The following is a 23614-nucleotide window of genomic DNA, read 5'->3' on the forward strand; positions in this document are numbered from 1 at the left end:
ATGGGAGAGTTACAATAATCATGATGCGTAAGGAAGAGTTGAATCCGTCACCAAAAGGTCATTCGGGGAAAAAATGGTTGGTTATTACACTTGCTGGTGTCATCTGGGTTGGTCCGGTACTGGGAAATGGAATCCCGGTGCTGAATGGGCCACTATCTTCTTCGGTAGTAGAGGCAGCTTCATCTTCAGCTAAAAAGTTAGGTGAAGAAATTATTACATCCGGTACAATTCTAATGAAATACCAATTCACAGCAGGTTCACAGAAGTCACTCGCTAACGTCATTCGAGTAGATTTGAAGAACTCTAACGTGAAGCTCGACGTGATGACAGGTAAAGAAGGTTACTTTACGACGAAACAGAGCACAGGCGGGATGGCGAAGGAAAACAGTGCAGTTGCGGCGATCAATGGTGATTTTTTTAATACCGGTGCACAAGGTGCTCCTATGGGAGGACAAGTATCCGGTGGTTTGCTTATGTCAACACCGTCAGTGCTGAAGGGAATGTACGCATTTGCAGTGACTAAAGACGGCACGCCGATGGTTGATGAATTTACGTTCTCCGGCAGCGTAACCGCGGAGAATGGTGAGAAATTTACGCTTGCTGGCATGAACAAATCGGCTTATGTACCGGAAGGAACGTCTTCCACGTTTAGTCATTTAAATGCAGCCTATATATATACTAGTGCATGGAAAGCAGTAGAGCGTCCGACAAACAGCTCAACCACGCCAACCGAAGTCATGGTAAAGGATGGAGTCATTACAGAAATCTCGGATAAAGCCAGCATCCAGAAGTCCATTCCGGAAGGAAGCTATATTTTGCGGACACATGGCACAGCGGCCAATTTTGTGAAAAATAATCTGGCGGTCGGACAAAAACTTACGGCTGATTATTCATTAGTCTCCAAGAAAACCGGTAAGCAGATTAATCCAGAATCTCTTCAGATCATGATTGGCGGGCATACGATTCTGGTAAATGACGGAAAACCGTCATCGTTCTCGCGGGACGTCAGTAGCATCGGTGGTTATCGTGCGCGTACAGCGGTGGGCTATTCCAAAGATGGCCGATACGCTTATCTGATTGCTACGGAAAAACATAGCGGAAGTGCAGGCATGTCACTCGGACAGCTGCAGAGTTTCATGACCGAAATCGGCGTATGGAAGGGACTTAATCTGGATGGTGGTGGATCGACAACGATGGTTAACCGTCCATTGGCCGAGATGAACACAACTTTAACGTTTAACACGGAATATGGTACGGCTCAGCGCAGTATCGTCAATGCGCTCGGTGTGTTCTCTACGGCACCTAAAGGTTCGTTGAAGGGCTTTAAGGTTAGCGGTGACACGACTCTGTTAATCGGGCAGACGGGTTCTTACCAACTGAAAGGCTATGATACGTACTATAACCCGGTTGACATGAAATCTATGAATCCGACTTGGAAGTCTAGCAATGGCAACATAAAGGTGAGTGGACAGAACGTTAAAGCAGTGTCGCCAGGAACTTCGACGGTAACTGCTGTTAGCGGAAACGCTAAAGCAACCATGCAGGTACAGGTGCTTGGCGGAGCCGATGTAGCATCCCTGAAGGTCGGCACAGCAGCAGCACCATTAGCAGCAGGAACAACCGTTTCTGTGCCCGTAACAGCCACACTGAACAATGGAAAGAGCATCGAGGTTCCGGATAGCGCGCTCAAGTGGGAATTTATCGGTTTTAAAGGTAAAGTAACGGACGGCCGTTTAACCGTTTCATCTGTAAATGCGAATACGAAAGTAGGATACGCTATCGCCCGTTATGACGGGTTCAGCACCGTTGTTATCCTCTCAGCAGCAGGGGAAAGCACATGGGAGGATTTTGAAAATGTGAACTATCCGATTAACTTTACAACGAATGTGTCTGGGGTAACCGGAAACGCATCGGTTGTGAAGGGAAGCGGCACTCATGCAAATTCCAAAGTTTTGAAACTGGATTACGATATGAACGGTGGAATTGGGCAGAAAATGTACGCCTACGCCGAGTTAAACAACTCTACCGGCAAAACGATACCGGCAGCGGCAACAGCCATGACGCTTGACGTGGCCGGGGATAATAGTCTAAACTGGCTCCGCGCGGAGTTAAAAGACAACAACGGTAAAACTGTATATGTTGACTTGGCTAAAGTGATCGATTGGACCGGCTGGAAAACACTCAGTATTGATCTGAGCGGTTATAACATTGCTTTCCCGGCACAGTTGAAAAGAATGTACGTAGTCAACGTGGAGGAAGGACAGGATGAGCGTGCTTTGACCGGTTCGGTATCTTTTGACGATATCCGGTTTACGATGCCTGCGCTTTCGAGTGATGCAGGGTTGCCAACGGGTACAGCGGTCATGACAATTGGTCAGAAATCATTAACAATGAATGGTAAAAAAGTAGCTATTGATTCGGCTCCAATCCTGAAAAATGGTACAACATACGTTCCGATCAAACACGTGCTGGACGCCTTTGGCGGTCAGGCTAAATGGAACTCATCAGCTCAGCGTGTAACTGTACTTCGCGGCGGAAAGCTGATGGATCTTACGGTTGGCAAGAAGGATTTTGTCTTAAATGGCAAGCGGATATCGGCGTCGGTTGCACCTATCATCTCTGGCGGTAGGACTTTGGTCCCTCTTCGCCTTGTATCAGAGCAATTGGGCCTTAATGTAAAATGGGACAAGAACACGAAGACCGTTACGATCAAATCATGATATGGTATGATGTGTGTATGAAACGTTAGAAATGGAGTAGAGTGCGTGGATTATCAAGCTGATGCCATCGACCGTGTCATAAAGAACGCCATCCAAGTGATGGAAGACAGCAAATACCAGATGTTTGAAATATTGGAGACATCGCGCGATGAGCTCGTGTCTCTCAATCAGGAATTGCAGCAGGTATTGAAAGAAACGACGGAAACCTTGGAGAAGGTAGATCAGTTGGAACTGAACTACCGCCGTTCCCGGATCCGGCTGACGGAAGTCAGCCGGGATTTTGTCCGGTATAAGGAAGAGGACATCAAGCAGGCGTACGAGAAGGCAACGCAGCTTCAGCTTGATCTCATGATTTATCGCGAGAAGGAAATGTACTTGAAAGCAAGACGCGACGAGCTCCAGAAACGGGCTCGCAGTGTCGAGAGCTCGGTGGAACGAGCGGAATCCATCGGATCGCAAATGGGTGTAGTGTTGGAATACTTGTCAGGGGAACTCGGACAGGTGTCCCGGATTATCGAGTCCGCCAAGAATCGTCAGGTTATTGGGTTGAAGATTATTTTGGCTCAAGAGGAAGAACGCAAGCGCATTGCACGTGAAATCCATGATGGACCGGCACAGCTGCTGGCTAATCTGGTTCTTAGGACGGAAATTGTAGAAAGAATGCTTGTTAAGCAGGAATTTAAGATGGTCCAGGACGAAATAGTAGATTTGAAGGGGCAGGTCCGATCCAGCCTTGAAGAAATGCGCAAAGTTATCTTTAATCTGCGTCCGATGGCACTCGATGATTTGGGGCTTATCCCCACACTCCGTAAATACGTGCATGATTTTGAAGAGAAAACCAAAATCCGCATGTTGTTTGAAACACGTGGCAAGGAGCATCGTCTCTCTTCTGCGATGGAGGCGGCCATCTACCGGTTGGTGCAGGAAGCACTTACAAATGCGGCCAAACATGCTTACCCGACATATGTGCTAGTGGAACTTACATATCAGGCGCAAATGGTTAAAATCGTAGTACAAGACAACGGACTAGGATTCAAGGTTGAATTACTGGAACAGAAGAGCAAGGATCACTTTGGGTTAATCGGCATGCGGGAGAGGGTCGAACTGCTCGAAGGGAGAATGGAAATTGAATCAGCTGAGAATCAAGGTACTAAGATCATTATCCATATCCCGACGAACGTAGAGAAGAGAAAGGAGTAACAGGATGGAAAACTTCGAGAATGAAAACCCGGTCATTAAAGTGCTTTTGGCAGATGACCATCAGCTTTTCCGTGAAGGGCTGAAACGCATCTTAAATATGGAGGATGACATTGACGTCATCGGTGAATGTGGAGACGGCATTCAGGTGCTGGAATTCTGCAATCAGATTAAGCCGGACATCGTTCTGATGGACATCAATATGCCTACGGAGAATGGCGTGCAGGCTACCGAGAAGCTGCGTGAGTTATTTCCTGAGATTAAAGTTATTATTCTTTCTATTCATGATGATGAGAGCTATGTGTTTGAGACGCTCCGTAAAGGGGCAAATGGATATTTGCTGAAGGATATGGAAGCTGAATCGCTGATCAATGCGATCCGCTCCGTTCACGAGGGCTATGCCTTCATTCATCCGAAAGTAACGGGTAAGCTTATCCAGCAGCTTCGCCGCATGACTTACGTGAATGAAGCCGGAGCTATGGCGGAAGGCGGTACACGTGAAGCTGGCGTTAAATTTGTGGCTGGGGAGAATAACCCGTTGACACGCCGCGAAGCTGAAGTGCTTCGTCTGATGGCTGAGGGTAAGAGCAACAAGATGATCGGGGAATACCTATTCATTAGTGAAAAAACCGTAAAAAACCACGTCAGCAGCATTTTGCAAAAGATGGAGGTCGACGATCGCACGCAAGCGGTTATCAACTCCATCAAATATGGCTGGGTGACACTGTAAGCCGCCGTCCGAAGCACGGACATGGCTGTACACATGGGGGAAGGGATCGCCAGGAAGTGGCGGTTCCTTTTGTGTTTTTTGTGGGAATAGAATGAGTGCCGTGACCAGGGGCTAATGTGTGGGCTTCAGTGTCATCCTTGTCACCGCTTTTCTTTGTTCGGCATATACTGTCGGCAAGAGAAGGAGGTGAGTCTCATGGTTGCCCATTTACTGTGGATACTGGCCATATACGGGATCGCAGTCGCGTTGGTACACATCCTGCATGCCCGTCGGCGTCGTGGAGGATCGCCGGAAGACCTGCGTACACGGAAACATTATATGCTGATTACATCCAACCATGAGCGGCAGGTGGAATGGTATTTGAGAGCCCTTTCACTGTATGCCCTGCTAAGCGGGACGCGGGTGCGCGTTACCGTCCTTGATGACCGGTCGGATGATGGTACGATGGAAATTGTGAACAGATTGGCGAACTTGTCCGGTATAGGGCTGTATGTTGGCGACTTGAATTCAGATGAGGACGCGAACAAGGGTATAAAGAAGATAAGTTCTGAAAGTGATGAACATATTATTCGCATTGATCTGCGAATCCCAAGTGAGGCTGTCCGAATCCCCTATGTACAGGGTTAGGCGGCAGGAAAGTGGTTATGTCGGCTTTGTTATCCGGGCTATAGATGTTATGGCGTGAAGCACACTCCAACCTTTAAAGGGAGAGGAGGGTGCTTTTTTGCGTTACGAGGGGGTAGGTGTCAGGTGATAGGCAATGGTTCCATTGGGTATGAAGCCGAAGTATGCGAGCGGACTCACGTTCCGTTATATTGAGCAATTTCGTCTATTATTTAACTACTATTGAATTGACAGCGATTAGTTATATGTCTGTAGAAGAGAAAGGCAAGCTTTTTGTACACGACCTTCGTTTTGAAAAGTCACACTGTATTGAGATTTGTATGGCTAGAAATAGAGGTTGAAAGGAGGATGTCTGGTGCAGGCAGCTTTGTATGCGGTGAAGAGTATGGGGGCTTGGAGAATTGAGGTATCGCTGGACGTCCGAGTGGATGTACAGTGGTGGCTGAATACGCAATTAGTAGAACGGTTTGTCCTGTTAGCCTGGAGTTTGCCATTGGACTGGGCAGTCAGTTTGAGGGAAAGATTCAGTGGAAACCGAGTGATGGATCGTTGGGGTTTAAACGAATGGCGCAAATATGTGCTGCAGTCTCTGGCTGTGCATTTAGCCGCAGAGCCGCAAGGTCAGGGAGAACAACTGATAGGCAAGGCTGAGGATATGGTGATGTGGACGTCCGAGCAAATAGCTGGAGTAAATACCGGATTTGAGGATGCTATCGTGTGGGACAGGCTGCTTGTGCAAGCGGAGGAGTTAGGGGAACGACTGCAAGGACGGGCACTGCTGGCCGGCGAGGTGGAGGCTTTGCTGGAGGAGGCTTCTGACTGTGTGAAGCTTCCAGAACGCGATGCGGCGCCGCACGATGCCGCGCGACCACAGGCCGGCGCGGACTTGTCCGTCGGCTGGCTTGCCGCGGCCCAGCTTGGCTGCCTGCTGGGCCGCCTGCGCCTGGATGCGGGGCTGGCACAGCCCGCCCCGCGTGAGAAGCCCGGCTGGCTGCGCCGCAGCCGGGCAATGGCCCTTCGCTGCCGGCGCTGCGGCAGCGAGGCCCTTAGCCGCACGGCATGCGCCACGTGCGGCTCGGCGGCTTGCGCCTATTGCGAGGCCTGCCTCGCGATGGGGCGCAGCCGCTCTTGTGCGCTGCTGCTGCAGGGCGCAGCGCAACCGGCCGTGCGCGGCACGGCCGGGGGTTCCCCCACCGGGGCCTTGGGCCGGTGGGGGCTAAGCGCAGCGCAAGGCGTCGCTGCTGGCGCCGCGCTGCGGTTTTTGGCGGAGCCGCCGGAGGCGGGCTCCGCGGCCGCCCGCTTTCTGATCTGGGCGGTGACAGGCGCCGGGAAGACCGAGATGATCTTCCCGCTGCTTCAAGCCGTACTGGAAGCGGGCGGGCGGGTGCTGGTGGCAGCGCCTAGAAGAGACGTGGTCCTGGAGCTAGCACCACGACTAGCCACCGCCTTTCCGAGTGAGAGCATCGTGACGCTGTATGGAGGAAGCCCGGACCGCTGGAAGCGAGGCAGCATTACCTTGGCGACGACACATCAGCTGCTGCGTTTCCGTCACGCTTTTGATCTGGTTGTCATTGATGAGATCGATGCTTTTCCGTATCATAACGATCCGATGCTGGATTTTGCCGCCAAGGGAGCGTGTAAGCCGGGTGGGAAGTATATTTACCTGTCCGCGACCCCGCCCTCGAAGCTACAGCGTGAGGCGGCTGCAGGGAGACTGCCTCATGCCAAAGTACCCGCACGTTTTCACGGTCATCCCCTGCCTGTGCCGAAGCCTCTCAAAATCCCCTCCATCCAGCGTTGTCTGACGCAAAAGAACCTTCCTTCAAGTCTGGTGCGTGAGCTTAAAAGCTCTCTTAACCGGGGAGCCCAAGTCTTTTTATTCGTTTCGCGCATCCGCCATATTGATTCGTTTTTGCAGCTGTTACGCCGCTATTTTTCGGAAACTACGATAGAAGGAACATCTTCTGTGGACCCCGGCAGAGGAAATAAAGTGATGTCGTTTCGAAACCGTGATATCCGTCTGCTTGTAACGACTACGATATTGGAGCGTGGTGTCACCGTGCCGAAAAGTGACGTATTTATTGTGGATGCAGACAGTGATCTTTTTGATGAAGCGGCGCTGATCCAAATGGCCGGTCGGGCCGGCCGTTCCAAGGATGATCCAGCAGGGAAGGTTGTATTTGGCTCACCTCAATGGACACGGTCTCAGCGTTTGGCTGTGAACCAGATCAAGCGAATGAACCGGATTGCTAGGAAGGGGAATTATCTGAAAGTATGAGTGAGAGCTTAGGAGGCCAATAATCATGCTAATGGATACGCTGGACCGATTTCTGAAACCATTCCACCGAATGCTGGCAGTCTCTGGTCAGAAGTGCCTTACCTGCGGTAAAACGACAGCTTTGTCACGTGAACACCTCGGATTATGCAGAACATGTTACCTATCGATTCCGTGGATTACGAATCCAAGATGTATGTATTGCGGAAGACATATTGGTTGCCCGGATTGTACCCGTGAGAGCACTGAACCGTGGCATTTTGTATGTAACCGAAGCGCAGCGGCATATAACGCCGATATGAGGGAGTGGTTGGCACAGTATAAATACCGTGGGAACGAGTCTTATGCTCCTCTTTTGATTGGCATGTTGGAGCGGGCGTACCATCAGTTGCAGCGAGAGGCACAAAAGAGATGGCAGTTATTCATATCTTCACATGATGCTGTCAAAAAGTCGGGTTTGCACTGGCGTGCCCATCTCGTTACATCGGTTCCAGTTAGTGAGACGAGACTTAAGGAAAGGGGCTTTAACCAAGCAGAGATACTTGCGCGCGGCTTGGCCGCTGCCTGTAAGATACCGTATGCTGAAATGCTCCAGCGTGATCGGCACACAGACAAACAGAGTTTCAAGAGCCGGATGAATCGATTGAAAGATATGGAGGGGATTTTTCGCTGCATGCCGGAAGCGGGAGAAATACTAGACTTTCAAGCAAACCATACATATACAAGATTTCCCCAGCGAGCATTCCAGGTCCCAACGGACAGTACATTTCCAATACGAATATTATTAATAGATGATATCTATACAACGGGTAGCACCGTTAATGCTTGTTCCAGAGAGCTAAAGGCCGCGGGGGAGGCACAAGGAATCTTGGTAGAAGTGTATAGTCTGACATGGGCACGCTCTTGATAGAATCAGGAATAAATACGTAATATTTTTCCTGCAAAATATGGACGCAAGGACTAATATAAGTTAATCTAGGGGTATCAAAGGATCTATGCGTCATGGAGGGCGGTTAGTATGAACTTAGGGAATTGTCCTCGGTGCGGTAAATTGTACGCGCTGAACTTCCGGGATATGTGTTCTGACTGTTTAAAAGGCATTGAGGTAGAGTACCAGGATTGCGCTCAATATTTACGAGATACAAAGGGTGCTACAATCCATGAAGTATCCGAAGCGACAGGAGTTACGATTCGTCAGATCACAAAGTTTATTCGTGAAGGGCGGATTTCAATTGCTAACGCACCGAATTTGTCGTATCCTTGTGAGGTTTGCGGAACGTTGATACGCGAGAGCAATATGTGTGAATCGTGCAGAACACGGTTAACGAAGGAATTAAGAAGCGTTTCTGCGGATGACGAATCTGGAAACGACAGTCAAAGTAAGAAGAACGATCATACCTATAGAGCAGTTGACAAATTACGAAAATACTAAAACGCTACAATCGAACTATTAACTATGTTTCATTCCCGACCGATAATCTTAGTAAAGGTTATCGGTTTTTTCACATTATTCTAAGTTCTTTGTAGAATGTATGTACAGGTTTTTTCTATATAAAAGGAAGGTGAGCGTTATGAAGATTAACGAAACCGGACGCGTTGGCGCTGTCCAATCGTACCAACGAAATATGGAGGCCCACCGACAGGAACAACACAATAAGACTCGTCGCAAGGACGAGGTGTCTATTTCAACGGAAGCGAAGGAAATGCTTCAGGCTCAGGAACGAGCTGGCGATCCGGCGCGCATAGAGAAGATTCAATCCCTGAAAGAACAGGTCTCCTCGGGGACTTATCAAGTGAGTGCCGATAAACTTGCGGAGAAGCTGCTGCCTTATTTTAAGCAGTTTCCTGAGAACTAAAGGTGTCTGATATGACAGTACAGGTATTGATTGATTCCCTGCAGCGGCTAGAAATGGTATATAACGACATGCTGGCTGTGGCTGACGATAAGAAACAGGCCATTATGAAGAACGATGTGGATGCCGTCGTCCAGTTGCTGAATCGAGAGTCTAAAGGAATGAAGACGATTGAGCAGCTGGAGAGGAATCGCGTCGAAGCTGCGTATACTTTTTTGCAGAGCCGGGGAGTTAAGTCACAGCTGGAGTTAACACTAACTGAGCTTGCACGACTCGTATTCGATCCGGAGGAAAAAGAGAAGCTGCTAGACGTTCAGTCCCGCTTGTCCCGCACGCTTCATGAGCTAAAGGAGAAGAATGATCTGAATCAGCAGTTGCTGGTGCAATCTCTCGATTTCATCGATTTCTCCCTCGACATGCTGACTGGAAAGTCATCACAGGACGAGGTCACATATCATCACCCGTCTGACAAAGGCGGCAGCACAGGACGGCCGGGCCTGTTCGATACCCGAGCGTAAACAGGAGGATTTTGTCATGCGATCTACATTTCATTCATTAGAAACAGCCAAGCGGGCCCTGTTTACACAGACAGCCGCACTCGGAACGACAGGTCATAATATTGCTAATGCCAATACGGTAGGGTACTCCCGTCAAGTGGTGAAGATGCAAGCGTCTCTTCCAATGGAAGCCTACGGTTTGTCACGTTCCACTATCGCTGGACAGATGGGTACAGGCGTTGAGTTCACTAGCATTAATCGGATTAGAGAGCAATTTCTCGACGATCAATTCCGCGGTGAGAACACTTCGTTTGGGAGCTGGAATATACAAGCCGATACATTGAGTAAACTGGAAGCTATTTTTGCAGAGCCTTCAGATACGGGCCTTCGGATGGTTATGGACAAGTTCTTCTCATCCTGGTCCGATTTAAGCAAGAATCCCGAGGATCCTACAGCTCGCAAGATCGTAGTACAGACAGCACAAGCTTTTACAGATGCCTTAAATTATATGAGTGGACAACTGGACAACCTTGATGCAGATCTTGGGAAGAATGTTGACGTTAAAGCGATGGAAATCAACACGCATCTGACATCGATTCAGGACTTGAACCGATCCATTGCACGAATTGAGTCCCTTGGCGATGACGCGAATGACCTTCGTGACCAACGTGATTTATTGACCGATGAATTGTCCAAAATCATTAATATTACCGTAACCGAGGGCGAGAACGGCTACAATATTTCAATGGGAAATCAGGTGCTCCTTGAAGGGGATAATGATCCTGTTAACGTAAATGCCATTACCTTAGACAATGCGTTTACCACTGGGGATCTTAAAGGCGGCGAAGTTCACGGAATGCTCGTATCCAGAAGGACTTACGTTACGGAATATAAGAACCAGTTAAATAATTTGGCTAGTACCATTGTGAGCGGGGATGTGCCTGTAACGATTCCGTCGGGCTCTAGAATTCCGGATGGGTCTACCTTTGATGTAGATATTGAAGTATCCGTCAATGGCACAGTGAGTACCGTTACGGCAGGACAACAGGTTCCTGCTGATGCTGTGCTGGCCAAAGAAGCTACAGTGACGGTGAAGGGATTGAATGGACTTCATCAATTGGGATATACGATGGACGGGACAACGAATCCCGGGCTTCCTTTCTTTACGATGTCTATCGGTGAGAATAACAAATTGAATATCAACCTCAATCCTGAGATTGCGGCAGACCCAAGTAAGATAGCTACCTCAATGCGAACTCAGGGAACAGGAACGGCTGAAACAGTTGTTAAAGGCAACAATACGCTAGCCCTTTTAATCGCCGGTTTGAACGTTGCAAAATTTAGCGATGCAGGGGGAACAAAGGGAACGATTGCTTCATTTTTCAGCTCTATGGTCGGACAGCTTGGTATTCAGGCGCAGGAAGCGAATCGGCAGACAGACAACGCCTATACCTTGGTGACACAGGTCGAAGGCCGGAGGCAGTCAGTGAGCGGGGTATCATTGGATGAAGAAATGACGAATATGATTAAATTCCAACATGCATATAGTGCCTCAGCCCGTTTCATGACCACATTTGATGAAATGTTAGACAAATTAATTAATTCCACTGGTGTAGTAGGACGTTAAGGAGTGAATAGCCATGCTTAGAGTCACATCCAATATGATGAATTCACAACTGCTGATGAATTTGAACCGTAACGGGCGGGCAATGAATGAGAACCAATTGCAGCTTGCTACCGGGCGCAAGCTCAATAAGCCTTCAGATGATCCTGTAGGTATGACCTACTCTCTACGTTATCGTACAGAGCTTTCAGCGAATACACAGTATCAGAGCAATGTTGACAGTGCTTTGTCTTGGCTCGATTATAATGATACGGCGCTAGGACAAGTAGGGGATATTCTTCAGCATTTGAAAGAACTTACAGTACGTGCATCCAATTCAACCAATCCTCAATCTGCGTTAACCGCTATCCAGACCGAAATTGAGCAGCTTAAGGAGCAACTAATCGATATCGGCAACAGCAAGTTAAATGGGAAATATATTTTCAATGGTGAGCAATATGATCAGAAACCTTATGATTTTGTGAAAGACGGCAATAATTTGTCGGATACGAGCGGTGCCGGCGACTTGTTGACAGATCCGGGAAGTATCCATTTCATCGTTGGCGAAAGTGTTCAGATGCCGATCAATATGACAGGGAATGACATATTCGGAAGCCCGTCTGAAAAAGACGACGACCACTTGTTTACGATGATTGATCGACTGACCACAGCTATGAGCACCAGTGACTTTCCTGCGATTTCTGCAGAACTCGACAAATTGGACACCCGTTTGGATAAGGTGGTAACAGCCCGTGCCGAGATCGGAGCCAAAACTAATCGTATTGAGCTGATGGCTGGTAGACTCGAAGATATGGGAATAAACTTAACAGAAATGAAGTCCAAGGCCGAAGATGCAGATTATGAGAAAGTAATTATTCAATCGAAGATTCAGGAGAGCATTTATAATGCTTCACTTTCAGCAGGTGCGAAGATTATTTCCACTTCGCTGGTTGATTTTCTGAGATAGGTGGTGATCTCCTGTGATTCCCCAGCTTCAGATTGTTAGTCAGCCTGCCTTGCAAGAAATGAATTCAAAGAAGGCAGAGTTGTCTATAAGACAACAAAGACCTGATATGCAGATTGAAACTTCACAAGCCAATATGGATATAAGTCAGCCCAGACCGGACATGGAGATTGATCAGCATCAAGCATGGAGAGCTTATAATGGTGGTACTGCGCTTGAGATGAATCAGCAGATTTATTCGGAATTGCCTGCCTTATTTCTAGAGGGTCTGGCTAAGCGGGTAGAGCAAGGGAATCGGATGGCTGAGATCCACTTGCCGGGTAACACCATTAGCGAGATTTATGGTTCGGATTGGAAGCGGGATCCGTTTGTGGAATATCGTGCACCGGCCTCTTACGATAACGTAGATATCTATGTGAATAGAAACCGTCCTGAGATTGACATCGAGCCGATTGCACCGCAAATTACAGCCCAGGCGTACACACCAGAGATTGAGTACCATCCGGGCTTTTTAGAAATTCGAATGAAGCAGTATGGATCGATTGAGATTATTCCACCTCAAATCGATATGACAATGTAATAGTTCAAATTTACAAGCTATAGGGGGGCGTGCTACCATCTATAGCTTGTTTTAAAATATAAGAAAGTATAAGTTCCATATTTCATACTTGGCTTATATTTATCGAAGAAACGCCGCTGCCCATTAAATAAGGACGCCGAAGGCGTTTCTTCTTGTTAAAAAATATTTCAGTACGTTAAGGAGTGCGAATGATGAACGTAGAAACAGCCCAGTTTGGACAATTAGAAGTGCCTGATGAACAAGTCTATCATTTTTCCAAAGGAATACCGGGATTTGAGAGTCATTCGAGATTTGCGGTCATAGATGTCGGTGAAGGTCCTTTCTCTTACTTGCAGTCTTTGCAGGAGAGTCAAATTTCTTTGTTAATGACAGATCCTTTTGTTTTTTACCAGAACTATGAGTTCGATCTGCCGGAATCGATTGTAGAGGAAATGGAACTGAATTCTGCTCTGTTGATTCGCTGTATCGTAACGATCAATGAGGATGCAGCCCAATCGACGATCAATCTGCTGGCTCCGCTCATTTTTAATTTGGAGAATAAGAGTGCGAGACAAGTGATCCTGCACAATTCTGAATATCAATCAAGACATCCTCTATGGTTAAGCGGTGAGAAGCCAACTCCATCTGAAAAGGCGGGTGAGTAGCATGCTGGTACTGTCGCGTAAAAAGGGAGAATCCGTCATCATTCAGGACGAGATTGAAATAACGATACTTGGAGTAGACGGTGATAATGTAAGGCTTGGAATAAACGCACCGAAAAGTGTCGATGTGTTTCGCAAGGAAATTTACTTATCGATTCAGGAAGCGAACCGGGAATCGGCTAATCAGTCCTCCATCGGTGTAGAAGAACTGTTAAAACATTATAATAATCCGAAATAATTCTTTTTAACCATGCTTAAAAGACTAAAGTTATATAAAGCACATGACGATAAAAGAAATAGACGCTATTTCGGAGGGGCGGCCGACCTTTAACGAAAGCAAGCGAAACCACATGGATGTGGGACAAACCATTTCAAGGAGGAAATTCAAATGATTATCAACCACAATATTGCTGCATTGAATACACACCGTCAACTCGGTGCTAACACAGGTGCTTCTTCTAAAAACTTGGAGAAATTGTCTTCCGGTCTTCGTATCAACCGTGCAGGAGATGACGCTGCAGGTCTGGCAATTTCCGAAAAAATGCGTGGTCAAATCCGCGGTCTGGATATGGCTTCTAAGAACGCACAAGACGGTATCTCCCTGATTCAAACAGCTGAAGGCGCGCTGACTGAAACTCACAGCATCCTGCAACGTATGCGTGAGCTGGCTGTTCAGGCTGCTTCCGACACTAACGAAGGTGTTGACCGTGAGAAGCTGCAAGCTGAAGTTAACGAACTTGCAAAAGAAATCACACGTATTTCTACGGACACTGAGTTCAACAACCAAAAAGTTCTGAACGGAGATTTTGCCAATAAAACTTTCCATATCGGTGCTAACGAAGGGCAAAGTATTAAGTTGAGCATTGGTGATATGAGCGCAGATAAATTGGGAGTATCTCAAAAAGTTACTGCTGATGGAGACGAGCTGAAGAATGCTGATGACGAGGTTGTAGGTACTTGGCAAGCAGCTCAAGAAGCTCAAGATGCAGTCCCTGGAACCCCAGAAATACCTGCAGAAATTGACCCTAATGATGGTGTAACAGTAATAACTCCTGCTGTTCCAGCAACTCCAGGAACCCCAGCTCAACCAGCTAAAGCCGCTGGCTACTATGATGCAGACGGTAACTTACTCCTTAAAGCTGACGCTGCATTGGCTGCTGATACGGAAGTTAGCCTCGCAGTTAACATTTCGTCTCAAGCTACTGCTGACAAAGCAATCACTACCATCAACAACGCTTTGAACTCAGTTTCTGAAGAGCGCTCCAAACTCGGTGCCAACCAAAACCGTTTGGAGCACACGATCAACAACTTGGGAGCTACTTCCGAGAACTTGACTGCTGCTGAATCCCGTATCCGTGACGTGGACATGGCTAAAGAAATGATGTCGTTCACTAAGAACAACATTCTTACTCAAGCTGCTCAAGCTATGTTGGCTCAAGCGAACCAACAACCACAAGGCGTTCTGCAATTGCTTCGTTAATTTTATAATCATTCAGGGACCTTGGTATTCCAAGGTCCCTTTGATTTGAATATTATAGATCTTTTAGACGGACCGTGCACTTTCTGCAGTTTTTGCAGGATAGCCATTTTGAGCTACTTAGAATATCCCTATTTGTTGTCACCCTAATTATGAATATGATCTGTCAGAGTCCGCAGAAACCAAATATTTTTTTAAGCCATGCTTAAAACTCTAAAGTTGAATTAACCATCTGACGATATAAATATTAGACGCTATTTCGGAGGGGCGGCCGACCTTAACGAAAGCAAGCGAAACCACATGGATGTGGGACAAACCATTTCAAGGAGGAAATTCAAATGATTATCAACCACAATATTGCTGCATTGAATACACACCGTCAACTCGGTGCTAACACAGGTGCTTCTTCTAAAAACTTGGAGAAATTGTCTTCCGGTCTTCGTATCAACCGTGCAGGAGATGACGCTGCAGGTCTGGCAATTTCCGAAAAAATGCGCGGCCAAATCCGCGGTCTGGACATGGCTCAAAAGAACGCTCAAGACGGTATCTCCCTGATTCAAACAGCTGAAGGCGCGCTGACTGAAACTCACAGCATCCTGCAACGTATGCGTGAGCTCGCTGTTCAAGCTTCTTCAGACACTAACGAAGGTGTTGACCGTGAGAAGCTGCAAGCTGAAGTTAATGAGCTTGCTAAAGAAATCACACGTATTTCAACAGACACTGAGTTCAACAACCAAAAAGTTCTGAACGGAGATTTTTCCGATAAAACTTTCCATATCGGTGCTAACGAAGGGCAAAGTATTAAGTTGAGCATTGGTGATATGAGCGCAGAAAAATTGGGAGTATCTCAAAAAGTTACTGCTGCTGGAGACGACCTGACGAATGCCGCTGGAGATGTTGTTGGTACGTGGCAGGCTGCTGCTGAAGCTGTTGAATTTGATCCAGGAACTGGAGGGGACCCTGGGGACGCTGGCTATGTAGCACCGACCCCAGCTTCACCAGCTACAGCCGCTGGCTACTATGATGCAGACGGTAAATTACTCCTTAAAGCTGACGCTGCATTGGCTGCCGATACGGAAGTTGGCCTCGCAGTTAACATTTCCACTCAATCTTCTGCTGACAAAGCAATCACTACCATCAACAATGCTTTGAACACAGTTTCCGAAGAGCGTTCCAAATTGGGTGCGAACCAAAACCGTTTGGAGCACACGATCAACAACTTGGGAGCTACTTCCGAGAACTTGACTGCTGCTGAATCCCGTATCCGTGATGTGGACATGGCTAAAGAAATGATGTCCTTCACTAAGAACAACATTCTTACTCAAGCTGCTCAAGCGATGTTGGCTCAAGCTAACCAACAACCACAAGGCGTTCTGCAATTGCTTCGTTAATTTTATGGCTTCATCTAGAGACCTTGGATATCTCCAAGGTCTCTTTTATTTTTATTGGACTAAATTTTATAGATCCAGATGTCGATATTAGTAGAAATGCCATCATTAGATATAACATATGTATAAGTTGGTTTTTTCCTAATACATCCCAACAAAATATCCGATAAATATAACAATAGTAATTTTCGCGAAGGAAGGTGCAATGGTGAATCTGCAAATTTCTATCACAGGAAATCATGCGGCTTCGAACACAACGTATACTCAGCCATCTAAGAACGGAGTCGAACCTAAACCACTTGTGAATCAGGAGAAAGAACTTCATCGCATGGAAAGACAAGGTGAATATGTCACCTTGGGGGAACAGCAATTAGTCCGTTCGATTGACCGAGCCATTAAAGCGCTGCAAGGGCCCGAAACCATGGTAGAAGTTAATGTACATGAGAAGACGCAGGCCATTATGATCAAAGTTCTAAATAAAGAAACTGGGGAAATTATTAGAGAAATACCACCGGAACAGACACTGGAAATCGTGGCGAAAATGATGGAATTTGCAGGTCTCATCATTGATGAGCGAAGATAGGAGGAAGTACATATGAGAGTAAGTGGATTATCATCAGGAATGGATATTGATACCTTAGTCAAACAAATGATGACTGCCAAGCGAGCACCGCTGGACAAGTTGAATCAGAATAAACAAATTCTGGAATGGCGCAGAGACAGCTACAGAACCATGAATAGCGCATTGGTAGACTTCCGACAGAACAAGCTGAATAACTACAGAAAAGTGTCAGAGATGAACATCTATAGTGCTGAGGTATCTGGAAATAAGGATGCGATAAGTGTAAAGGCAACTACTTCCGCAAATCAAGTACCTATGACTGTAAAGGTGGATGCACTTGCTACCCAAACCACCTTAGAGACAGCATCATTGGGTGCTGGAACCACAGCCAGTACAAAGCTTGGTAGTCTTAATTCGGGCTCAGGTCCATTTACGTTTACTGTCTTACGAGGAAGTGAAACTTCACCGGTTAAGCAAACATTTGAATTTTCTAAAGATGATACAATACAGGATGTTCTAAAGAAACTGAATGGGGATTCTAGTGCAGGTATAAGCGCGACCTTTGACGAGGCTGGTAAGAAATTCATAATTAAGTCTAAAGAATACGGCAATGAAACCGTCCGGTTTGAAGGTAATTTATTAACGGGGGCTTTTGGAACTGACCCGAAAACAGCTACAACAAAGGGCCAAGCCGCTTCTGTATTCATAAACGGTACTGAATATAATCCTTCATCCAACCAGCTGACAGTTAATGGTGTTCAGATCACCCTTCTTAAGGAGACGGGGAAAACTGACTTGGCCACCATTACCACAAAACCCGATGGCAAAAAAGCAATCGAAACCATTAAGTCATTTATTTCAGATTACAACTCTTTAATTGCCACGTTAAACAGTAAAGTATCAGAACAGAAATTCAGAACCTATACCCCGTTATCAGCTGAGCAGAAAAAAGATATGACAGAGGATGATATTAAAAACTGGGAAGCAAGAGCTAAAAGTGGTCTATTGAGAAATGATGAGATATTGGTCGAGGGACTTTCCAGTATGAGAACTCTGCTGTCTTCTTCTTCTGTGAAATTTGGAGACAAGTCCATAAACCTAGCATCTATTGGTATTACAACGGGAGCCTATACGGAGAATGGTAAGCTTTATCTCAGTGATGAGACAAAGCTGATGAAAGCAATCGAAGACAATCCGGAGCAAGTAATGGAATTGTTTATTGGGTCAACAGACGGCACCCGAAAAGGCATTTTTGATAATATGTACGATAATTTAAATGTAACACTATCTAGAATGTCTGAAAAAGCGGGAACATCGAAATACAGCACAGATATTACAATATCGTTGAATGAGCAGAGTACCATGGGTAAAGAATTGACGGATTTGAACAGTCGTATATCGACATTAGCAAAAAAGCTTACCCAGATTGAAAACAACTTCTACACACAATTCACTGCTATGGAGAAAGCCATTAATAAACTGAATTCCCAGTCAGCCAGCTTGGCTGGTTTCATGGGACAATAAGAAAAAGGGGTGAGCGTAATGATTGCATCTCCTTATGATAAATATAGACAATCGTCTGTACAAACATCTACTCCAGCCCAATTGTTACTTATGACGTATGATGGAGCTATCCGCTTTGTTAGAGGGGGCCTTGATGGACTCAGGGAACAAGATTATCAGAAAGCGAATACGTTTCTGAATAAGACACAGACGATTGTTAGTGAGTTAATAGTTACGCTAGACTATAGTTTTGAGGTGTCCAAGGGTCTTGCATCACTGTATGAATATATCAATCATTTATTGATACAAGCCAATATTAAAAAAGAGGCAGCACCCGCAGAAGAAGCGCTAGGATATCTGATAGAGCTCCGCGAAACATGGGCACAGGCGGCAAAGATGGCTTTGGCTGAAGGTGCTGATACTGCCAATGGATAACTTGATTCTTAATTTAGAGAAATTGAGTCAGTCCGTAGTAGAACAACTTGATCAGACCACATATGAAGAGTTGGTTGCATTTGTTGAATCCCGACAACCTATTCTGGATGAGATGTCTGCATTAATTTCGAATGGTGCTCTTAGTCACCACCAAAGAGATCGGATTCAGAAGCTGCTCCATAATGACATATTAATCGAAGCTCGTATGAGATCTCTTAAGCAGGAGGCTTCGGATTGGCTACGACAGCGAGATGCTGCCAAGGTACAGCGTAATGCTTACGAAAGTGCTTATTCCGTAGATAGCTTGTTGATGGATCAGAGAAAATAATATATTGTGAGCCTCTATGAAATAATAAAATGTGAGGCAAATAAAAAGATGACCTTGAGTTTTTGAAATAGGTCATCTTTTTTTACGTTCAATATAGTCATTCGAGGAAATTAAATAATTCATTATTACAAAATGATAGCCCTTTCATTTTCTGGCTAACGGATACCCATATCTCCATTGACAATGGATATCTTTGGATGATATAGTCGGAAATGTGGACAAAAGGTGTCTACACACACTTTTATTTGATAATGAAGGGAATGTTAGTGCATGCAAGGTAAAGTTAAATGGTTCAACGCAGAGAAGGGTTATGGCTTCATTGAGACTGAAGACGGCGGCGACGTATTTGTACATTTTTCCGCAATCCAGACTGAAGGATTCAAGACTCTGGAAGAAGGACAATCCGTAGAGTTCGAAATCGTTGAAGGTGCCCGCGGACCGCAAGCAGCTAACGTAATCAATATATAATCATCCCGGCTCAGCCGACCTACATATGCGGTATAGATGGTTAACAATTGAAGATTCGATAGCGACAGACTCCGGTGAATGCTGGAGTCTTTTTTATTCGGTTTTTTAATAAAAACAAGCGCTTTTCCAGCACTAAATCCCCTTCAAATAAGGGCCTCGCAACTGTCCCTGAACGGGTTCCTTTACACTCCATCCGGAAGTGCTTATAAGCTTGATAACATACACAATTTCGACTTTTTACATGGGCTTAACAAAGTGTTATAATGAAGGTGCAAAGGAGGAGTGCCCTATGCAATACAGTATTCGAGGTCAACAAATTGAAGTGACTGAGGCTTTAAAGGACTACGTTGATAAGAAGATCAACAGACTTGAGAAGTATTTTGATGCACCCCTTACCTCTGAAGGATACGTAACACTAAGTGTCATTCGAGGATTGCACACGGTGGAAGTGACCATTCCGCTGCCAGGCGTTGTCCTGCGGGCGGAAGATCGAAGCGACGATATGTACGCTTCCATTGACGCTGTTGTGGACAAATTGGAACGACAGATCCGCAAACACAAGACGAAGCTGAACCGCAAGTTCCGCCAGGAAGGTAGTCTGAAGACGCTGTTTGTGGAGAATGGAGCAGCAGGTTCCGTAGCTGTCCAACAAGAGGAACACGACGAAGATGAATTGGAAGTAGTCCGTACGAAGCGTTTCACCATGAAACCGATGGATGTGGAAGAGGCCATTTTGCAAATGAATATGGTCGGTCATAATTTCTTCGTATTCACCAACATTGATTCACAAGAAGTGAATGTCGTTTACAAACGTGATGACGGAAAGTACGGTTTAATCGAGAGGGATTAGGCTCACCGAACTCTTACCGGAAATGTAGCTGTACTCGTACGATCCGAATTTACGGCTTAACATGAAAAGTGGAAGACGAGCCTTCACCCGTGAACAGCGGGGGAAGGCTCTTTATACGTATATAAGAAGAGATCCCTTAATATGTTGCGGCATCTCTTACAAACTGTTACAATTTATGCAAACAAACTAATCCTGCAGGTATGTTTTTGTCTGCCAGGAATGAAAAATTTTCATTTAGTTTCAATGAATCGATTTCATCATACAACCCTTTGGCACTTAATGAAGTTGATTCTATCATCTGTTTTGCACGAAAGGGGTTAACCATGCTAGGACTTGTCAAAAAGATCTTCGGCGACACCAACGAGCGCGATGTCAAACGTCTCATGAAGACAGTCGATGTAATTAACAAAAAGGAACCGGAATTCGAGGCGCTCTCGGATGAACAGCTTAAAGCGAAAACCGAGGAGTTCCGTGCGCGGATCGAGAAGGGTGAGACGCTGGATGAGCTGCTTCCAGAAGCGTTTGCGACAGTCCGTGAAACCTCCAAGCGGACACTGGGCAAGCGTCATTATGACGTTCAACTAGTTGGAGGGATGGCCCTCCATGAAGGCAGAATTGCAGAGATGAAGACCGGGGAAGGGAAGACGCTTGTAGGAACCTTGCCGGTTTATTTAAATGCGCTTCTTGGCAAAGGTGTGCACGTGGTTACCGTCAATGACTATTTGGCGACACGTGATAGTGAAGAAATGGCGCAGATATATAATTTCTTGGGCATGACGGTTGGGGTTAACCTGAGCGGCATGGACCATGCGTATAAACAAGAAGCTTATGCTTGCGATATTACGTACGGAACGAACAACGAGTTCGGGTTCGATTACCTGCGTGATAATATGGTGCTTTATAAAGAGCAGATGGTACAGCGTCCGCTTCATTTTTGCATTATTGACGAAGTGGATTCTATTCTGGTTGACGAAGCCCGTACTCCACTCATCATTTCGGGACAAGCCCAGAAATCGACTGAGCTGTACTATGCGGCTGACCGTTTTGTAAAGCTTCTTGAGGCGGAAGAGGATTACACGGTGGATATTAAAGTCAAAGCCGTTTCTCTTACGGAAAAAGGTGTGGCTAAAGCGGAACGCGCCTTCGGGATCGACAACCTATATGACCACAACCATGTCACGTTGAACCACCATGTGGTTCAAGCGCTGAAAGCAAATGTCATTATGCGCCTTGATGTGGACTACGTCGTAACAGAAGATGAAGTTGTAATCGTTGACGAATTTACGGGCCGTCTGATGGCAGGACGCCGCTACAGCGACGGATTGCACCAGGCGATCGAAGCCAAAGAAGGCATCGAGGTTCAGAACGAGAGCATGACGCTCGCTACAATTACGTTCCAGAACTACTTCCGTATGTACCGCAAGCTGGCTGGTATGACCGGTACAGCGAAGACAGAGGAAGAAGAGTTCAAGAAGATCTATGGCTTGGAAGTGCTACAGGTCCCTACGAACAAGCCGAACCAGCGGGCTGACATGCCAGATGTCGTGTACAAGAGCGAAGAAGGCAAGTTTAGAGCAGCTGTGGTCGAGATTGTGGAGCGACATAAGAAGAATCAGCCAGTACTGGTGGGTACGGTGTCCATCGAGAACTCCGAACGTTTGTCGGATATGCTGAAGCGTAAAGGCGTGCAGCATAAAGTATTGAATGCCAAGTACCATGCGGAAGAAGCGGAGATTATCTCCCGCGCTGGTCAGCCGGGCTCTGTAACGATCGCCACCAACATGGCGGGACGTGGTACGGATATCCTGCTTGGGGAAGGCGTACAGGAAGTAGGCGGTCTGCACATCATCGGTACAGAACGCCACGAATCCCGTCGTATTGATAACCAGCTTCGCGGCCGTGCCGGTCGTCAGGGTGACCCGGGCTCGACCCAGTTCTACCTGTCTCTTGGTGATGAACTGATGAAGCGTTTTGGTACGGATAATGTATTGAATATGATGGAACGCCTCGGTTTTGAGGAAGACCAGCCGATTGAGAGCAAGATGATTACCCGTGCTGTAGAATCCGCTCAGAAGCGTGTTGAGGGCAATAACTTTGATCTTCGTAAAGTCGTCCTCCAGTATGATGACGTGATGAACCAGCAGCGGGAGATTATTTATAAGCAGCGTCGTGAGATTTTGGAATCCGAAGATATCAAGCAGATTGTTATTGATATGATTAAACCGGTCATTGACCGTGTCGTTGATGCACACTGTAGCGATGATATTCCGGAGAACTGGGAACTGCAGGATGTTGCGGATTACGTGAACAGCAAACTTCTTGATGAAGGTGTTGTAACACGAGACGAGCTGTGGGGTAAGGAATCTAATGAAATTTCCGAACACCTCTTCGAGCGTGTGATGCAGAAGTACCAAGAACGTGAGCAGTCCATTGGCGAAGAGCTGGTGCGTGAGTTCGAGAAAGTTATTGTGCTTCGTGCCGTAGACAGCAAGTGGATGGACCATATCGACGCGATGGATCAGCTTCGCCAAGGTATCCATCTTCGTGCTTACGGCGGTACAGATCCGCTTCGCGAGTATCAGTTCGAAGGATTCGAGATGTTTAATGCGATGATCGCCAGCATCCAGGAGGAAGTGTCGACATATATCATGAAGGCACATATCGAGACCAACCAGGAGCGTCAGGCGGTTGTGGAAGAGAGCAAGGTATCCACGAACGGTGAGCCTGCCGAGAAACGTCCTGTTCAGGTCGCTGATCAAATCGGGCGCAACGATCTTTGTCCATGCGGTAGCGGTAAGAAGTATAAGCATTGCCATGGACAGAACGCATAAGATGTCAATTAAATAGTTAGGCGTGCCGCTGTGACAAGCGGTACAATTACAGACTCCCTTGAGAGTAAACAAGGGAATACCGGGATGG

Annotated in this window: 23 protein-coding genes; all 23 read left to right on the forward strand. The window is 46.5% G+C overall.

Translation table 11 applies throughout. The features are described 5' to 3' along the window. The first annotated feature begins 20 nt into the window (after nt 1-20). The 23 genes from AC2TF5_RS02130 (at nt 21) to secA (ending at nt 23526) form a co-directional block, all read left to right on the forward strand. Nucleotides 21-2720, forward strand: coding sequence for a stalk domain-containing protein (locus AC2TF5_RS02130; protein ID WP_491300643.1), 2700 nt, complete (start codon nt 21-23; stop codon nt 2718-2720). 45 nt (nt 2721-2765) lie between these two features. Next, a complete protein-coding gene (locus tag AC2TF5_RS02135; RefSeq protein ID WP_208917481.1) occupies nt 2766-3920 on the forward strand; it encodes a sensor histidine kinase in 1155 nt (384 codons plus the stop codon). Nucleotides 3921-3924: 4 nt separating this feature from the next. Beyond that, on the forward strand, nt 3925-4647 hold the full coding sequence (locus tag AC2TF5_RS02140) for a response regulator (RefSeq protein ID WP_208917482.1): 723 nt from the start codon (nt 3925-3927) through the stop codon (nt 4645-4647). A 195-nt stretch (nt 4648-4842) separates the two neighbouring features. Next, the gene (locus tag AC2TF5_RS02145) at nt 4843-5274 is read left to right on the forward strand and encodes a hypothetical protein (RefSeq protein ID WP_491300644.1); all 432 of its coding nucleotides are present in this window, start codon (nt 4843-4845) and stop codon (nt 5272-5274) included. A 382-nt stretch (nt 5275-5656) separates the two neighbouring features. Next, nucleotides 5657-7549, forward strand: a complete 1893-nt coding sequence (locus AC2TF5_RS02150) for a helicase-related protein (protein ID WP_491302787.1) — start codon at nt 5657-5659, stop codon at nt 7547-7549. Between the two features lie 25 nt (nt 7550-7574). Continuing rightward, nucleotides 7575-8453, forward strand: a complete 879-nt coding sequence (locus AC2TF5_RS02155; RefSeq protein WP_491300645.1) for a ComFC family protein — start codon at nt 7575-7577, stop codon at nt 8451-8453. Between the two features lie 111 nt (nt 8454-8564). Continuing rightward, nucleotides 8565-8978, forward strand: a complete 414-nt coding sequence (locus AC2TF5_RS02160) for a TIGR03826 family flagellar region protein (RefSeq protein ID WP_491300646.1) — start codon at nt 8565-8567, stop codon at nt 8976-8978. 139 nt (nt 8979-9117) lie between these two features. Continuing rightward, complete coding sequence (gene flgM / locus AC2TF5_RS02165) at nt 9118-9402, forward strand: flagellar biosynthesis anti-sigma factor FlgM (protein WP_491300647.1); 285 nt, start codon at nt 9118-9120, stop codon at nt 9400-9402. Nucleotides 9403-9413: 11 nt separating this feature from the next. Then, nucleotides 9414-9917, forward strand: coding sequence for a flagellar protein FlgN (locus AC2TF5_RS02170; RefSeq protein ID WP_491300648.1), 504 nt, complete (start codon nt 9414-9416; stop codon nt 9915-9917). 16 nt (nt 9918-9933) lie between these two features. Then, entirely contained in the window at nt 9934-11523 is a 1590-nt protein-coding gene (gene flgK / locus AC2TF5_RS02175; protein WP_491300649.1) for a flagellar hook-associated protein FlgK, read from the forward strand. 13 nt (nt 11524-11536) lie between these two features. Beyond that, nucleotides 11537-12466: a flagellar hook-associated protein FlgL gene (flgL, locus tag AC2TF5_RS02180; protein ID WP_491300650.1), complete on the forward strand. Its 930-nt coding sequence runs from the start codon at nt 11537-11539 to the stop codon at nt 12464-12466. Between the two features lie 13 nt (nt 12467-12479). After that, nucleotides 12480-13043, forward strand: coding sequence for a DUF6470 family protein (locus tag AC2TF5_RS02185; protein ID WP_491300651.1), 564 nt, complete (start codon nt 12480-12482; stop codon nt 13041-13043). 188 nt (nt 13044-13231) lie between these two features. Further along, a complete protein-coding gene (gene fliW, locus AC2TF5_RS02190; RefSeq protein ID WP_491300652.1) occupies nt 13232-13687 on the forward strand; it encodes a flagellar assembly protein FliW in 456 nt (151 codons plus the stop codon). A 1-nt stretch (nt 13688) separates the two neighbouring features. Then, complete coding sequence (csrA, locus tag AC2TF5_RS02195; RefSeq protein WP_491300653.1) at nt 13689-13922, forward strand: carbon storage regulator CsrA; 234 nt, start codon at nt 13689-13691, stop codon at nt 13920-13922. A gap of 150 nt (nt 13923-14072) precedes the next feature. Then, nucleotides 14073-15164 carry a flagellin N-terminal helical domain-containing protein gene (locus AC2TF5_RS02200; protein WP_491300654.1) on the forward strand — a complete coding sequence of 364 codons (1092 nt, stop codon included), beginning with the start codon at nt 14073-14075 and terminating at the stop codon, nt 15162-15164. A gap of 335 nt (nt 15165-15499) precedes the next feature. Beyond that, on the forward strand, nt 15500-16552 hold the full coding sequence (locus AC2TF5_RS02205) for a flagellin N-terminal helical domain-containing protein (RefSeq protein ID WP_491300655.1): 1053 nt from the start codon (nt 15500-15502) through the stop codon (nt 16550-16552). Nucleotides 16553-16754: 202 nt separating this feature from the next. Then, nucleotides 16755-17132: a flagellar protein FlaG gene (locus tag AC2TF5_RS02210; protein ID WP_241930973.1), complete on the forward strand. Its 378-nt coding sequence runs from the start codon at nt 16755-16757 to the stop codon at nt 17130-17132. Between the two features lie 12 nt (nt 17133-17144). Continuing rightward, nucleotides 17145-18635, forward strand: a complete 1491-nt coding sequence (fliD, locus tag AC2TF5_RS02215) for a flagellar filament capping protein FliD (RefSeq protein ID WP_491300656.1) — start codon at nt 17145-17147, stop codon at nt 18633-18635. Nucleotides 18636-18653: 18 nt separating this feature from the next. Next, nucleotides 18654-19049: a flagellar export chaperone FliS gene (gene fliS, locus AC2TF5_RS02220; protein WP_491300657.1), complete on the forward strand. Its 396-nt coding sequence runs from the start codon at nt 18654-18656 to the stop codon at nt 19047-19049. Next, on the forward strand, nt 19042-19377 hold the full coding sequence (locus AC2TF5_RS02225) for a hypothetical protein (RefSeq protein WP_491300658.1): 336 nt from the start codon (nt 19042-19044) through the stop codon (nt 19375-19377). Before fliS ends, AC2TF5_RS02225 begins: the two co-directional genes overlap by 8 nt. A gap of 270 nt (nt 19378-19647) precedes the next feature. Continuing rightward, nucleotides 19648-19845, forward strand: a complete 198-nt coding sequence (locus AC2TF5_RS02230) for a cold-shock protein (protein ID WP_491300659.1) — start codon at nt 19648-19650, stop codon at nt 19843-19845. 289 nt (nt 19846-20134) lie between these two features. Continuing rightward, a complete protein-coding gene (gene hpf, locus AC2TF5_RS02235) occupies nt 20135-20695 on the forward strand; it encodes a ribosome hibernation-promoting factor, HPF/YfiA family (protein ID WP_491300660.1) in 561 nt (186 codons plus the stop codon). Nucleotides 20696-21018: 323 nt separating this feature from the next. After that, nucleotides 21019-23526 (forward strand): preprotein translocase subunit SecA, encoded by a 2508-nt coding sequence (gene secA, locus AC2TF5_RS02240; protein ID WP_491300661.1) that lies wholly within the window; start codon nt 21019-21021, stop codon nt 23524-23526. Nucleotides 23527-23614 lie beyond the last annotated feature (88 nt).

Source organism: Paenibacillus sp. JNUCC 34, assembly GCF_058269055.1.

What these genes read in the sequence shown, in the direction of transcription:
- AC2TF5_RS02225 (WP_491300658.1), top strand. Translation starts at nt 19,042, where the DNA reads ATGGATAACTTGATTCTTAATTTAGAGAAATTGAGTCAGTCCGTAGTA.
- csrA (WP_491300653.1), top strand. Translation starts at nt 13,689, where the DNA reads ATGCTGGTACTGTCGCGTAAAAAGGGAGAATCCGTCATCATTCAGGAC.
- AC2TF5_RS02160 (WP_491300646.1), top strand. Translation starts at nt 8,565, where the DNA reads ATGAACTTAGGGAATTGTCCTCGGTGCGGTAAATTGTACGCGCTGAAC.
- AC2TF5_RS02170 (WP_491300648.1), top strand. Translation starts at nt 9,414, where the DNA reads ATGACAGTACAGGTATTGATTGATTCCCTGCAGCGGCTAGAAATGGTA.
- fliW (WP_491300652.1), top strand. Translation starts at nt 13,232, where the DNA reads ATGATGAACGTAGAAACAGCCCAGTTTGGACAATTAGAAGTGCCTGAT.
- flgM (WP_491300647.1), top strand. Translation starts at nt 9,118, where the DNA reads ATGAAGATTAACGAAACCGGACGCGTTGGCGCTGTCCAATCGTACCAA.
- AC2TF5_RS02150 (WP_491302787.1), top strand. Translation starts at nt 5,657, where the DNA reads ATGGGGGCTTGGAGAATTGAGGTATCGCTGGACGTCCGAGTGGATGTA.
- AC2TF5_RS02155 (WP_491300645.1), top strand. Translation starts at nt 7,575, where the DNA reads ATGCTAATGGATACGCTGGACCGATTTCTGAAACCATTCCACCGAATG.
- hpf (WP_491300660.1), top strand. Translation starts at nt 20,135, where the DNA reads ATGCAATACAGTATTCGAGGTCAACAAATTGAAGTGACTGAGGCTTTA.
- secA (WP_491300661.1), top strand. Translation starts at nt 21,019, where the DNA reads ATGCTAGGACTTGTCAAAAAGATCTTCGGCGACACCAACGAGCGCGAT.
- AC2TF5_RS02145 (WP_491300644.1), top strand. Translation starts at nt 4,843, where the DNA reads ATGGTTGCCCATTTACTGTGGATACTGGCCATATACGGGATCGCAGTC.
- AC2TF5_RS02205 (WP_491300655.1), top strand. Translation starts at nt 15,500, where the DNA reads ATGATTATCAACCACAATATTGCTGCATTGAATACACACCGTCAACTC.
- fliS (WP_491300657.1), top strand. Translation starts at nt 18,654, where the DNA reads ATGATTGCATCTCCTTATGATAAATATAGACAATCGTCTGTACAAACA.
- flgL (WP_491300650.1), top strand. Translation starts at nt 11,537, where the DNA reads ATGCTTAGAGTCACATCCAATATGATGAATTCACAACTGCTGATGAAT.
- AC2TF5_RS02130 (WP_491300643.1), top strand. Translation starts at nt 21, where the DNA reads ATGATGCGTAAGGAAGAGTTGAATCCGTCACCAAAAGGTCATTCGGGG.
- AC2TF5_RS02230 (WP_491300659.1), top strand. Translation starts at nt 19,648, where the DNA reads ATGCAAGGTAAAGTTAAATGGTTCAACGCAGAGAAGGGTTATGGCTTC.
- flgK (WP_491300649.1), top strand. Translation starts at nt 9,934, where the DNA reads ATGCGATCTACATTTCATTCATTAGAAACAGCCAAGCGGGCCCTGTTT.
- AC2TF5_RS02210 (WP_241930973.1), top strand. Translation starts at nt 16,755, where the DNA reads ATGGTGAATCTGCAAATTTCTATCACAGGAAATCATGCGGCTTCGAAC.
- fliD (WP_491300656.1), top strand. Translation starts at nt 17,145, where the DNA reads ATGAGAGTAAGTGGATTATCATCAGGAATGGATATTGATACCTTAGTC.
- AC2TF5_RS02140 (WP_208917482.1), top strand. Translation starts at nt 3,925, where the DNA reads ATGGAAAACTTCGAGAATGAAAACCCGGTCATTAAAGTGCTTTTGGCA.
- AC2TF5_RS02200 (WP_491300654.1), top strand. Translation starts at nt 14,073, where the DNA reads ATGATTATCAACCACAATATTGCTGCATTGAATACACACCGTCAACTC.